This window comes from Abditibacteriota bacterium, from assembly GCA_017552965.1.
Taxonomy (GTDB): Bacteria; Armatimonadota; UBA5829; order UBA5829; family UBA5829; genus RGIG7931.
Map to the genome: position 1 here is coordinate 50,018 of JAFZNQ010000009.1, position 13,371 is coordinate 63,388.

Here is a 13,371-nt window from a genome sequence, read left to right on the forward strand (position 1 = left end):
CGGGCTGCTTTGCCGCGGAGAAAGAGACACCCATGAACAATGTCCAGGCTGGCATCATAGGCGTAGTCGAAGGAGTCACCGAGTATCTGCCGGTCAGCTCCACGGGACACATCATGCTGACTCAGCGGCTGCTCGGTATAGACATGGAGGGCCAGCAACGGGAAAAAGCTGCGGACGCCTACGCCGTGTGCATCCAGCTGGGCGCTATCATCGCTGTTCTGGGTCTCTATCCCGGCAGGTTCAAAAGCATCCTGCTGGGCATCATGGGCAAGGACAAGGCAGGCCGCAGACTGCTCATGAACCTGCTTATCGCCATCCTGCCGGCGGCCGTGGCAGGTCTAATATTTCACAATCTCATCCAAAAATACCTGTTCGGCCTGTGGCCCATTGTGATAGCCTGGTTTGCCGGAGGCTTGCTGATGCTCATCATCAGTCCCCGCACTTCTCCCGACGTAGTCACAGGCAAGGAGCTTGACGAGATGGACCCCATATCCGCACTCTGGATAGGCGTCATTCAATGCATAGCCATGTGGCCCGGCGTAAGCCGCAGCTTCAGCACCATCATAGGCGGCATATTTACGGGCTACAGTGTCAAAGCCAGTGTGGAATTCAGCTTTTTGCTGGGTGTGATCACTCTCGGAGCCGCCACACTGTACGAAGGGCACAAATACATCGGCGACGTGTTTGACATATACGGCTGGCTCCCTCCGGTGCTGGGCTGCGCCATAGCTTTTGTATCGGCGGTCATATCCATCAAATGGCTGGTAAACTATCTGAACAATCACGGCATGCAGCTTTTTGGCTGGTACAGAATAGGCATAGCCTTCCTGTCTGTGTGTCTGATGATTTTCGGCGTAATGAAATAATTGGAGGCATTTTTCATGAAAAGACTCTGTGTATTGATCCTGACGCTGTTGAGCGTGTCTCTGTTTGCCCAGGCTCCCGAGACCCTCACCGGCGATCAGCTGGCAAAAGGACTGGTCAATCTGGGCAACACCAGGAATCTGCAGACCGTGTTTTTCAACGCGGATCATGGCAAAGAGATCAGCTGCGCTGTGATAGGCAGCCAGATAGCCGCAGGCTCCGGCTCTTCCAGCTGGAACAGCAACTGGATAGGCATTGTCAGCAAGGCCATCTACAAAAAGCATCCCTATATCAATCTGAAGGTCAACGACTGCTCCATGTATATGAGCGATCCGGAGCAGGGAGCCATGCTGCTGCCCGCGCTGCTTAAGAGCGACCCTCTGGATCTGGCTTTTGCCGCCTATTCCGAGACCGACGAATATTCGAAGGCCGCCTGCGAGGGCATCATCAGACAGCTGCTTGCCCGGGGCTCTGCGATCATTTGGATTCTGCCTCCGGACAGGGAGGCAGCTCGTGAGCAGACCGAGCTCATCAAGCATTACGGCATCGTGGGAGTGGATGCGCTGAAGGCCGTGGAAGACTCCATAGACTCAGGTCTCATCGATCCGGAGACGGATTTCTTCAACGAAAAGCATCAGCCCACCGACCTCTTCTACTCTTACGTAGCTCAGATCATCACCGACAAGCTGATAGATCACAGCGTAAAGAGCGGAAAGAAATACGTGATGCCCGAACCCTTGGTCAGCGACCTGTTTGAGTACACGTCTTTTGTCAGCCCCGCCCGGACCCGCCCTCTCTCAAGCAATGGCTTCAGACTGAGGACCGAGCCAAACACCTGGGGCGCCTACAATCAGTACAGAAAAATGTGGGTGGCCAATGAGCCCGGCAGCGCCATGACCTGTCAGGCAGAGGGCACCTATATAGACATAGTCATCAAAAAGCGGGCCACTGACGGCGGCTTTATCGAGGTCAGCGTTGACGGAGGAGAGCCTGTCATGGTGGATTGCTCCTATCCCGACGGCTGGGACACCTGGAACAGATACAACGTAGCCTCCGGCCTGAAGCCGGGCCTCCATGAGGTCACCCTTACCGTGTCCGAAGAGATACCCCAGGGTTCTACCGACACCTACGTCCAGGTGTGCGGCTTGATGACGGGAGGTATAGAGAAATGAAGCTGTTTATAGCTATCTGCCTGCTGACCTTTTTCCTGTCGGCGCATGCTTATGCCGATATCCTCACCCGGCAGGAGCTGTCCGACGGCATCATCAACAAGGGTGATTACACCAGGCTTTGGAAGGTGATGGAAAAGGCTGCGTCCGGCGAACCCATATTGTTCTGTGTGATAGGCGGCTCCGTCACCGAAGGCGCCGGAGCTACCAGCTGGGAGACCGCCTGGGGCAACCATGCTTATAAGTGGTGGAGGAAGAACTTCCCCGGTACAAACATCACCTACAAAAACATAGCCATAGGCGCCACAGGCTCGGATTTCGGAGCCTATCGCCTCCCCTATCATCTGGCGCTGTTTACCCCCGACGTGGTCTGCGTGGAATATTCGGTCAACGACTGGGGAGAAATGGGCAACATAGGCTATGAGGGCGTCATCCGGCAGTGCCTGTCTCTGCCCAACCGGCCTGCGGTGGTATGCGTATGCCATATGAACCTGCAAGGGGTCAACAATCAGGAACACCATATCAAGGTGATCAAATACTATGACCTGCCTGCTGTCAGCATCAAAAACGCCGTATGGGACAACTGCGAAGCAGGCGCAAGGGACGTAAAGGAGATCATTGCCGACTCGGTCCATCCCACTGACTTCGGCCATGCCATGCTGGCCGAATTGGTGGCCAAAGATATCTTTGACAAGGCCAAAAAGACAAAGCCCGTAAAAATATCCCGGGTGGCTCACGAGACCCTGCCCGAGCCTCTGGTGACCGACGCGCTGCAATACACCAAATACTATTATCCTGCCTTTGTCAGGGCAAAGACGTCCGGCTGGAAGCAGAGGACCGAGAAGACAGAGATCATCAGCGCCAGGGACGTATACGGCTCCGACTGGATATCCGCACATCCCGGCAGTACTCTGGAATTCACTGTGACCGGCTCGGTCATATCCGTCTGCTATCAGCGCTATACACATGGCGGCGGGACCATCACCTGCTATATTGACGGCAAAGAGATCAAGACTCTCGACTGCGACTTTAGCGGAGGCTGGGGAGATTATTGGGCCACGGATTATCTGGCCACGGATCTGGACAACACGGAGCACACTGTCACCTTTGTGTCGGGGCCCAATGCTCACGGCGGCTCCGACCACACCGCGGTCCTGACCTCGGTCATGACCGGAGGCGCAAAATAAACGTCTGAAGGCAAGCTGCCCGCGGGGCTTTTCCCGTGAGGCTCTTGCCTTTTTGCCGTTTATTTGATATTATATAAGTGTATATACTTTACTTTGCGTATGCATACATTAATTCGGAGGAATGACTCTTATGAGTAAAAAGCGTGTTTACCTTTTCAGAGAAGGTAACGCAACCATGCGAGACCTGCTGGGCGGCAAAGGTGCCAATCTTGCCGAGATGACCAATATCGGCTTGCCCGTACCTCCAGGCTTTACCATTACCACAGAAACCTGTAACGACTACACCAAGCTGGGCAAGCTTCCCGACGGATTGTGGGAAGAAGTCATGGCGGCTCTCAAGGACGTTGAGGGCGCTATGGGCCGCAAGCTGGGCGACCCTGCAAATCCTCTGCTGGTGTCCGTCCGCTCCGGAGCCAAGTTTTCCATGCCCGGCATGATGGATACCGTTCTCAATCTGGGCCTCAATGACGAGACCTTGAAGGGCGTTATTTCCAATGGCGGCACCGAAAGATTTGCCTACGACTCCTACAGACGTTTCATCATGATGTTTTCCGACATCATCTTCTCGCCCGATTATCCCAAGTTGGCCAAGTCAAACTTTGAAGACATTTTTGACACCATCAAGGAAAAGGTGGGAGCCAAGTTTGATACCGAGGTGGATGCGGAAGGTCTCAAGGAGCTGGTAGTCCTGTACAAGCAGTATTTCAAGGACTGCACCGGCATGGATTTTCCTACCGATGTGTTTGAGCAGCTCAAGTACGCCATCGAAGCCGTATTCAGAAGCTGGAACAACGAGAGAGCCATCATCTACAGAAACAGAGAAAAGATCTCCCACGACCTGGGCACCGCTGTCAACGTGCAGACCATGGTCTTTGGCAACATGGGTGATGACTGCGGCACCGGCGTGGCCTTTACCAGAAACGCCGCTACCGGCGAGAGAAAGCTCTTCGGCGAGTTCCTGAGAAACGCTCAGGGCGAAGACGTAGTCGCCGGCGTAAGGACTCCTTCCGAGATCAGCCAGCTCAAGGACGAGTTCCCTGCCATATTTGACGAATTTGTCAAGCATGCCACCACTCTGGAAGATCATTACAGAGACATGCAGGACATAGAATTCACCATTCAGAAGGGCAAGCTGTTCATCCTGCAGTGCCGCAACGGTAAGAGGACCGGCGTGGCCGCCGTAAAGATCGCCATCGACATGGTCAACGAAGGCCGGATCAGCAAGGAAGAGGCCCTGCTCCGCGTGGAGCCCGTGGCTCTCGAGCAGCTGCTCCACCCCAGGATCAATATACCCAAGTCTGTGAAGCCCATAGCCACCGGCCTGAACGCCGGACCCGGCGGAGCCAGCGGTATCATCGCCCTGAACTCCGAGAAGGCTGCCGAGCTGAATGCCGCCGGCAAGAACGTCATTCTTGTCCGCAAGGAGACCAACCCCGACGACCTGTCCGGCATGCTGGCTTCCAAGGGCGTTCTCACCTCTCTGGGCGGACGCACCTCTCACGCTGCTCTGATAGCCAGACAGTACGGTATCCCCACCGTCTGCGGCTGCTCCGCAGTGAAGATCAACGATGAAGAAGGCACCGTCACCATCGGCGACCTGGTCCTGAAGGAAGGCGTGGACGTCATCTCCATCGACGGTACAAAGGGCGACGTGTTCACTGGCGAATACAAGACCGAGCCCGTATCCATGACCGGTGATTTCGGCACCTTTATGAAGTGGGCCGACGAATACAGAAAGCTGGGCATCAGAGCCAACGCCGACAACCCCGAGCATGCTGCCGAAGCAGTCAGACTGGGCGCCGAAGGCATCGGTCTCTGCCGCACCGAGCATATGTTCCTGGGCGACAGAGCCGCCTTGGTCCAGAAGATGATCCTGGCCGATGATGATGACACCCGCCAGAAGGCGCTGGACAACCTGATGCCTCTCCAGAAGGGAGACTTTTACGGCATGTTCAAGGCCATGGAAGGCAGACCCATCACCGTTCGTCTCATCGATCCTCCTCTCCACGAGTTCCTTCCCGACCACACCGAGCTGTCCGTGGAAGTTGCCGTGATGAAGGCCACCGATCCCAACAACCCCGAGCTGCCCGAGAAGGAAGCTCTTCTGAAGAAGGTCAACGAGTATGCCGAGGCCAACCCCATGCTGGGTCTCCGCGGCTGCAGACTGTCCATCTACTTCCCCGGCATAGTCAATATGCAGGTCGGCGCTATCATCGGCGCAGCCTGTGACATAGTCAAGGAAGGCGGCGAGGCTCATCCCGAGATCATGGTCCCGCTGGTAGGCAGCGTCTCCGAGCTGACTTACATCAAGAAGCAGCTCATCGAAGTTGCCGAGCAGACCATCAAGGAAGCCGGAGTCAAGGTGGACTACAAGATCGGTACCATGATCGAGATCCCCAGAGCTGCTCTGACTGCCGACGAGGTGGCCAAGGAAGCCGATTTCTTCTCCTTCGGTACCAACGACCTGACTCAGATGACCTATGGTCTGTCCAGAGACGACGCAGCCAAGTTCCTGCCTCTGTACATCTCCAAGCAGATCTACAAGACAGATCCTACCGACACCATCGATCAGATCGGCGTAGGCAAGCTGATGGATATCTGCGTAAAGGCTGCCAAGAGCGTCAAGCCCAACATCAAGCTGGGTATCTGCGGCGAGCACGGCGGCGAGCCCGACTCCGTAAAGTTCTGCCACAAGGTAGGCCTGACTTACGTGTCCTGCTCTCCCAAGAGGATCCCTGTTGCCAGACTGGCTGCCGCTCAGGCTGCTATCGAGGAAAAGAAAGCTTAGCTTTCTCTGAAACTATCAAACAGCAGATCAGACATGATCTGCTGTTTTTTTTATGTAGAATAATGGGGTCAAGTTGCGTGTAAGGGATACCGTCAGGAGTCTTCTGTTTTGCTCACAGACAATCTCAGGGAGGAGTTGGCCGGCACGGTGACTCCTATCCCCTTTTCCAGCTCTTCGGACGAATACACGCGGGACGTACCAGATTCGGTCACCATATATCTCCCCTGCTCCAAATGCTTCAGAGACAGCGATACACTTCTCTTTTTACCGGTCTTGTTTATGAGCAGCATGTCTCTGTGTATTCTCACCTCGCCAGAGAAAAAGGCAGCGTCCGGACAGACTGCCGTGACCATGTCATCGGAGACTGAGTGGAGCCCGTGCAGCATGACGTTTTCGATCATTATGGGACCGCCCATATACTGGGCATAGCTGTCAGCCTGGGGAATGAGCTCCAGAGGGATATATTTGTACAGGGCATCTTTTTCGGGATGATGAGCTCCGTAGGCATAGAGATGCCTCCTGTCTGCCAGCACCAGCATGGACTCCAGAGCGGGCACAGACCTGTAACGGAGCAGCCGGCAAGCCAGATACAGAGGCTCCATGGTCTCCAGAGAGCTGACGCACACATAGTCAAACTCCCCCAGATACGAGGCGTGGGCAAAGCCTGTCTCCCGGCCGTTTTCGTCCCTCAGATGGTATGCGAGCAGGAGCAAAATGACGTGGTCTTCGGCTTTGTCCAGATAACTCTCGTTTCCGGTGATCTCATACATTTTTACGTTGGCAGCTGCGGCAAAGCCAAAGCCGTTTGGCTTGGGTATCTCGCAGAGGGTATAAAACAGAGACGGTCTGTCCAAAAAGCCGTTGATGCGTTCGAGCTGTTTTGCCGCGCTGTCAAACAGGTCCTTGCCTCCCGTCTCTTCGTATTGCAGCAGGGACAACAGGCAAAACACGGAGTTGGTCCCGGGATATTCCGTATGACTGCCCCGGACCTGCTCCGACACGGTAAAGGCGGTCTCTTTGGTGAGTCTGTACCAGGTCCTGTCCTTGTCATTCCAGTGCTCACCCAGTGAGAGATTGGCGTCCAGCAGATATTTGCGTCCGTAGTCCATCAGACCCTCAAACACCTGCCTGACCCCCTTGTCGCCCGTGAGCTTCGCTATATTATACAGGCTCCAGGCCCCCATATCATATATGCTCCACATGCTGGACCAGTGTATATCATATCCCGCTTCCCGGGTCCAGAACTCATTGAAAAAGCCCTCGCTGCCGTGAGAAGCCCACCCCGGGAAATCTATATCCTTCAGTCTCCCGAGATAAAAATCATAGGCCTGACTGTTTTCTGTGGCCCGGGCGTAATACAGGAGGCCTGCAAGGACAGATGCGGAGCCTGTGCTCACCACGTTTCCCGGTCCGTGGGACATGGTATCCTTCACCGGAGCGGAATACCAGCCCTTGCCTGCGACGTATCTGTCGCCTGCATTCTCCGTATCCGTGTCCCCAAACTCCCGAAGCTGCGCTTCTCCACTGCTATCCCAATCCCCGGGGGAACGGGAGACGCTGCCGGGACGGGCTGCCATATCCAATGCGGGAGAAAGATACTGCTTTTCAAAGGCGTATATATCCTCTGCTCTCCGGGCATATAATGCAAACCTCAGCCGGTGTTTATCTCCTGCAGCAAAGGAAGTGGTCTCAGGGTAATATCTGAATGGGATATCCGGGAACATGTCCGGCATATGCTTGTAATTCCAGTAATAGTGCTTCATCCCGGGATCGCTGTTGGGGTCCATGGAGGACAGACGGAAAGTCACATGCTCCTTTTCTTCGTCAAACACGAAGTATTTGCCGTCTCCGTCGGAGAGCTGTGTATCGTCATATATCAAAAGTCCGACCTTGCCGGCAGCCGAGCCGAAAAAGGTCCATATCAGAGGATACCCCCGGTTGACCAACACGGGATCGGATGAAGGCGCGAGAGCGTTGATGTAGTGGATGTGAGCATCGGGAGAGCCGCTCCCCGGCATGGAGCTCCAGACGGCACGGGGGCAGGAAGCAGCCTCTCTGTCTCTGTCAAAGGCATAGCCCAGCTCCCAATTAAGCATATCCAGCGGCTGGCTCTTGTCATAATAGCACCGGCCTTCATAATCTATACGAGCTCCCCGCGAGTCGCATTGTCCGGAAAACCTTATGCCTGTGATGCTGCCCTGACGAAACGGCTCTGCCCGGGTAACATATAAAGGCTCTCCGTCCAGCATCAGCAGGGCGCCTTTGTCCGGAGCCACACAGGGGGCTCCGTCCAGCTCCATGGGTCCGACCTTATATACGCCATCCTGCCTTGTAAAAGAGATGGATGAATGTCCGCTGCCGATACGCAGCGAGTCCGAAGCAGCAAGGCACAGAGGCAGCATCAGCAACAGAAGAGCAGCGAAAGCCCTCATCTTCCTTCTTCTTTTATCTTCAGAACGGACCGGTCTGTGACGAAGCTGCGTTTGGCCGCCGCGGCGTCTCTGAAGCTGTCGTCAGGCTGTCGGACGTCCCGGGTCCTGGCAGCCCTGTTTTCGGGGGTGTTCATGCTCTCGGCGAGCTTTTTTACAAACAGCTTCATTTCCCGGCGCTGGGTCTCAAATACAATGCCGTCGCATTCGAAGTCCTCCCAGGTTGCTCCGGGAACACCGCCGGCTTCATACAGGGCCTTCCACCAGGGAAATACCGCCGTGAGACAGTGCATCATCACTCCCTTTGCCGGCTCCGGCAGATTGTAGGTCACGTCATAATCATATCCGTATCTGTCATTGACGGCTATGTCCCTCATGTGGTCAAACTGAGGCAGCTGTATGGGTATGATACCCTGACTGACTCCGAGGGTGGTCAGATAGGTGATCTCATCCGGCGTATACGGCATAGTCACGTAGTCGGAGTGAAACTTCACCGTGTCCGACTGCTGCAACGCCTCGGCAATGACGGCAGCCCTGCGCTGACTGTAATACACGTGTCTGATATGAGGATTCGGACTCTCGGGGTCCAGACCGCTGACCAGATAATTGCCGCCCTCTGTGCGGATGCATATGGCTGCGCCGGGTATCTGCTTTCGCACCTCCCGGAGCGTATCGCTGTAGTTCTGCACTCTCACCAGGGATCTGAACAGGTCAAAGTCCTCCATGGCAGGCGTCCAGTCATGAAAGATACGGGACCTGTCATAGTATTCGTATTGGTGTCCGAACCTGTTGGGCGTGGCGTCCTTTTCGGGGTCTATGTCATCAAAGGAGGCGTAGGCGGAGCCCCAGGCGTCGTTCAGCCGGCTGATGGAGACGTATTTGCTTCTGAGCCAGTTCCTGAAGGCTGTAAGCGTGGCAGCGCCGATAGGATATCTGATGTTGATATCCATACGCATCCAGCCTCTGGTGTCCTCCACGTCAAAGGGTACTGCGCCGTCCTCGGTCTGAAAATAGAGATCTCCCCACCTTTTGAACTGATACATCCACAGAGCGCTGTTGGCAGCAGGCAGCAAGGGCTCGTCGTAGGATATCTCCATAAAGCTGGACCTCTCCAGAGTGGCGTGGGAGCCTGTGAGCCAGTTGTACACCTCCTCCACGGAAAAACGGTTGAAGGGATATTGACCCCAGCCGTTGACCATAAAGCCTTCTTCCCTTGCGATATCCAGAAAATACTTCATGGCGTCTCCGTTCTGATTGCATTCTTCGGTAGGCTGGCTGTATATATACGGCCCCTTGATAAAGTCATAGAGCCAGGGCATGGCCGTCAGTCCCAGCACGTTGACGCCGCACTCCTTCATGACCCTCATGTTTTGCCATATGTGTTTTTCGGGATACGGAGTATGGTGGACGTGATTGCGCATGTCAGCCATGTTCTGGGTGTATATCACCGGATATCTGACCTCGTCTTTCACCAGCTGGTATTTGTGGTCGGGCAGGTAGTTCACCGAAAGAGAGGAGTCTGACACCGAGACAGGTATCTGGACGCCGGCTGTCTTCATGGCTTCGTCGGTGAGCTTCACGGTGATATATTTGGCCCAGGGCGCCATCTGCAGATATATAGTGCCCTTTATATTGCCGCGGGCGTCTCTTTCGCAGCGCTCCGTGTCTCCGAATATCACCATGCTGCTCATGAACTCTTCGAAATAATGGAGCCACCGCGGGATCTTGTTGAAGGCTGCCGGGTCTTTGGCCGATTCGTCCCGGTCCGAATAGAGTGTGACGATATCCTTTACGGGAGTGATGACCCGCTCCTCTGACACGGTAAAGGGCTGCTCAAAATATGCCATGCCTTTTCCGGACCATTGGTTCAGCAGAGGCTCGTCTATATCCCTGTACCATCGATAGATAAAGTTCAGCCTGACCTTGTATTCTCCTGGATACAGACCCAGATTCTGAGGCGTCTTTCCGTCCGCCTCTCCCCGGCAGCTGTTGAAGGAAAACCACACGTCCTGGGATTCGCCGGGATACAGATATTTGTCTATCCTGCCGTATTTGTTGTACAGGTCCCCCACCGGCTCCCACTTACCCTCATTTGTCAGTCGGTACAGCTCGGCCATATAACACCAGCCGCCCCACCCTTCCGGGTCCAGTATGGTGTCTCCGTTGTTGGTAAAGGAGTATCTGAACCACACTATATCTCCGGCCTCTATGGTGCCTGACCGCAAAAAGGGCCTGCGTTTGAAATTGGGATATTTGCCGGGGTCGTCGGAGAGGTCCGGCATCATGATGTTGCGGACGCCGGGCAGGAGATCTGCGGTCATAGTACCGAGAAACCGGGGCCTGACGCTCAGCTTGCCGGGAATATTCAGGTCAAAGAAGGTGCCCGGGTGCTTTTTCTCGAAGCAGTTGACAGACAATGCGGTCCTGCCCCTGAGACCTATGGGACTGATGGAATAATCGATGGGGACCACAGAGTAAGCCCGGCATTTTTTCGGCGCGGATATATTGACAGATGCGCCTCCAAAGGAAAAGGATGTATGAGTCACAGGCCCGTCCACCGACAGAGTACCGGCGCGCTTGGCATATCTGGAGAGCGGATCGTATATGAGACCGCCGTAGTCGTGAATGGGATATTTGTCCACGGGAGCGGGCCCGGCAGCCCGGACGCCCGCCCCCAGTATGAGTAAGATCGCTGCGAATAAAAGATACTTCATAGTATATGTGAGTGTCTGCTAATAGTGAAATTGTCTGTCGGCTCCTGCGCCGATACGCTTCATGTATATCATGCGGCTGTCGGTATTAATGGTGACTACGTCGAATACCACTTCGTTTATAGTCCCTCTGGGACGAAGGGGCTGTCTGGGGTCCCAATAGGAAGCCTGCCCCTCGCCTGCGTCGCATGTGGTGGCGATCACAGGATAACCGACCTCGCTGTATATATTGAAATCGGTGTGGTTGTGTCCGCAGAACACGCCTATAAAGTCGGCCCTGGTCTTGCCATAGAGGCTGTCCAGCACTGCTTTTACCCTTTTGCCGTCTTCATGCATTCCCGGAGGCCTGATGCCCTTGGAGGCTTCGCCGCCTCTCAGGAATATATGCTCCACCAACACCACGTGCCAGCCTGCAGGCGCAGATTTGATCTGCTTTTTGAGGTAGTCCAGCTGATCCTTTTCCACGAAGATAGAGTATTCGTCGCCGGTATCCAGGAATATATGTCTGATCTTCGACTTTTTGTTGTCCCAGACAAAATACATGTGGTCGCCGTTGGTAAAGCTCTTCCCGGAATACTTTCTTACCAGGGATATAAAATCGATATCGGGTATCTTTTCATGTCCCTGATAATTGGTGTCGTGATTGCCTCTCAGTATGATGGGATCGGTGAAAGGAAACAGAGACACGTATTTTTCCATGACCTCCAGACCGGAGGCGGCAGTTCCGTGGGCGGTCATGTAGTCGCCGTCCATGATCACCTGATCGATGCCGGTCTGCGCCATGACTTCACGGATGACGAGGGGGGACATAAATGAGTTGTTGGGCACGTGCAGGTCGGTGATAAAAATAAAGGTCTCGCCGTGCCCCGCAGCCTTTTTCATATCTGCCTTTATATCCGCTATCTTCCCGGGAAGATAGTTCTTCCAGTATTCGGGCAATTCCTGGGCAAACGAACAGGCCGAGATCATCACCGAGATGAGCATGGACCACAAAAGGATCTTCATCATATACTTTAGCTCCTTGTTATCTGTCCGGCGGAGCGGACTCTCCTGCCGGACGACATAGTTTTTAACAATTCAATTATAGCACTTTTTTCGGGATAATGGTCAATAGCGGAACTGTCTGTCGACTCCGGCTCCTATCCTCTTCATATATATCATCCGGCTGTCGGTATCTATGGTGACCACGTCAAAGGCCGACTCGTGAATGGTGCCCCGGGGCCTCAGAGGCTGCCGGGGGTCCCAATAGGAGGCCTGTATCTCCCCCGAGTCACAGGTGGTGGCTATGATGGGATAGCCCGCCTCGCTGTACATATGAAAATCCGTGTGGTTGTGTCCGCAGAACACCCCTATGATATCGGCCCGGGTCTTGCCGTACAGGCGGTCAAGCACCGCCTTTACCCTCCTGCCATCTTCATACAGACCGGGCGCGACAATCCCCTTTGCAGCTTCCTGTCCCCTGAGAAATATATGCAGGAATACTGCCGCGTGCCAGCCCTTGGGAGCCGACTTTATCTGCTGCTCCAGATAGCGGAGCTGATCCTCTTCCACGAACTTGTTGTTGTCGTCTCCCGTGTCCAGAAATATATGCCTGATCCGGGAGCGTTTGTCGTCCAGAGCAAAATACATCCTGTCGCCGTTGGTGTAGCTCCGGCGGGAATACTTTCTGACCAGAGACAAAAACTGCTCGTCCGTGACAGCCTGATAGCCCACGTAATTGGTGTCGTGATTGCCTCTCAGGACCACAGGATCGGTAAAAGAAAAGAGTGACAGATATTTTTCCATGGTCTCAAGGCCTGTTTTTGCAGTGGCGTGAGCATTCATATAATCCCCTGCCATTATCACCCAGTCAATGCCTGTCCGGTCCATGACTTCTCTGATGAGAGACGGAGACATCATGGAGTTGTGAGGAACGTGTATATCGGTAATGAATACAAAGGTCTCGCCGTGTCCCGCAGCTTTTTTCATATCGGCTCTGATCTCGGCGACTCTGCCGGGCAGATAGTCCGCCCAATAGCCTGGCAGCTCTGCGGCGGCCGAGAGATATGAGAGGAGTGTGAGGACAGCGGCTGCAGCAATGGATCTGGTGATCATAGTGTTCTCCCTGGATCTTTGTCAGATTTATTATAATGCCCGCGCAGACGAAAAGTCAAACCGGGACGGGGCTCCGCCGTTGACAAATCCCCTTATTAATAATATAATTATAGTGACAAGCTTTATAGT

At 54.4% G+C, this 13,371-nt stretch carries 8 protein-coding genes; 4 read left to right on the forward strand and 4 right to left on the reverse strand.

Annotated elements, in window-relative coordinates; genetic code table 11:
* The first annotated feature begins 32 nt into the window (after positions 1-32).
* The 4 genes from IK083_01230 (at position 33) to IK083_01245 (ending at position 6,008) form a co-directional block, all read left to right on the forward strand.
* Complete coding sequence (locus tag IK083_01230) at positions 33-866, forward strand: undecaprenyl-diphosphate phosphatase (protein MBR4748180.1); 834 nt, start codon at positions 33-35, stop codon at positions 864-866.
* Positions 867-881: 15 nt separating this feature from the next.
* Entirely contained in the window at positions 882-2,036 is a 1,155-nt protein-coding gene (locus tag IK083_01235; protein MBR4748181.1) for a hypothetical protein, read from the forward strand.
* Positions 2,033-3,220 carry a hypothetical protein gene (locus IK083_01240; protein ID MBR4748182.1) on the forward strand — a complete coding sequence of 396 codons (1,188 nt, stop codon included), beginning with the start codon at positions 2,033-2,035 and terminating at the stop codon, positions 3,218-3,220. The genes IK083_01235 and IK083_01240 overlap by 4 nt, the downstream gene beginning before the upstream one ends.
* A 130-nt stretch (positions 3,221-3,350) precedes the next feature.
* Positions 3,351-6,008 (forward strand): pyruvate, phosphate dikinase, encoded by a 2,658-nt coding sequence (locus IK083_01245; GenBank protein MBR4748183.1) that lies wholly within the window; start codon positions 3,351-3,353, stop codon positions 6,006-6,008.
* A 92-nt stretch (positions 6,009-6,100) separates the two neighbouring features.
* On the opposite strand, the gene IK083_01250 is transcribed toward IK083_01245, so the two are convergent.
* The 4 genes from IK083_01250 to IK083_01265 form a co-directional block, all read right to left on the reverse strand.
* A complete protein-coding gene (locus IK083_01250) occupies positions 6,101-8,416 on the reverse strand; it encodes a hypothetical protein (GenBank protein MBR4748184.1) in 2,316 nt (771 codons plus the stop codon).
* Between the two features lie 20 nt (positions 8,417-8,436).
* Entirely contained in the window at positions 8,437-9,804 is a 1,368-nt protein-coding gene (locus tag IK083_01255; GenBank protein ID MBR4748185.1) for a beta-galactosidase, read from the reverse strand.
* Between the two features lie 1,365 nt (positions 9,805-11,169).
* Positions 11,170-12,156, reverse strand: coding sequence for a metallophosphoesterase (locus IK083_01260; protein MBR4748186.1), 987 nt, complete (start codon positions 12,154-12,156; stop codon positions 11,170-11,172).
* Positions 12,157-12,255: 99 nt separating this feature from the next.
* On the reverse strand, positions 12,256-13,242 hold the full coding sequence (locus IK083_01265) for a metallophosphoesterase (protein ID MBR4748187.1): 987 nt from the start codon (positions 13,240-13,242) through the stop codon (positions 12,256-12,258).
* Between the last annotated feature and the right edge of the window lie 129 nt (positions 13,243-13,371).

Excerpts from the sequence above, each read along its gene's own strand:
- IK083_01230 (MBR4748180.1), top strand. The coding sequence starts at position 33 with ATGAACAATGTCCAGGCTGGCATCATAGGCGTAGTCGAAGGAGTCACC.
- IK083_01235 (MBR4748181.1), top strand. The coding sequence starts at position 882 with ATGAAAAGACTCTGTGTATTGATCCTGACGCTGTTGAGCGTGTCTCTG.
- IK083_01240 (MBR4748182.1), top strand. The coding sequence starts at position 2,033 with ATGAAGCTGTTTATAGCTATCTGCCTGCTGACCTTTTTCCTGTCGGCG.
- IK083_01245 (MBR4748183.1), top strand. The coding sequence starts at position 3,351 with ATGAGTAAAAAGCGTGTTTACCTTTTCAGAGAAGGTAACGCAACCATG.
- IK083_01255 (MBR4748185.1), bottom strand. The coding sequence starts at position 9,804 with ATGAGGGTCATGAAGGAGTGCGGCGTCAACGTGCTGGGACTGACGGCC.
- IK083_01260 (MBR4748186.1), bottom strand. The coding sequence starts at position 12,156 with ATGATGAAGATCCTTTTGTGGTCCATGCTCATCTCGGTGATGATCTCG.
- IK083_01265 (MBR4748187.1), bottom strand. The coding sequence starts at position 13,242 with ATGATCACCAGATCCATTGCTGCAGCCGCTGTCCTCACACTCCTCTCA.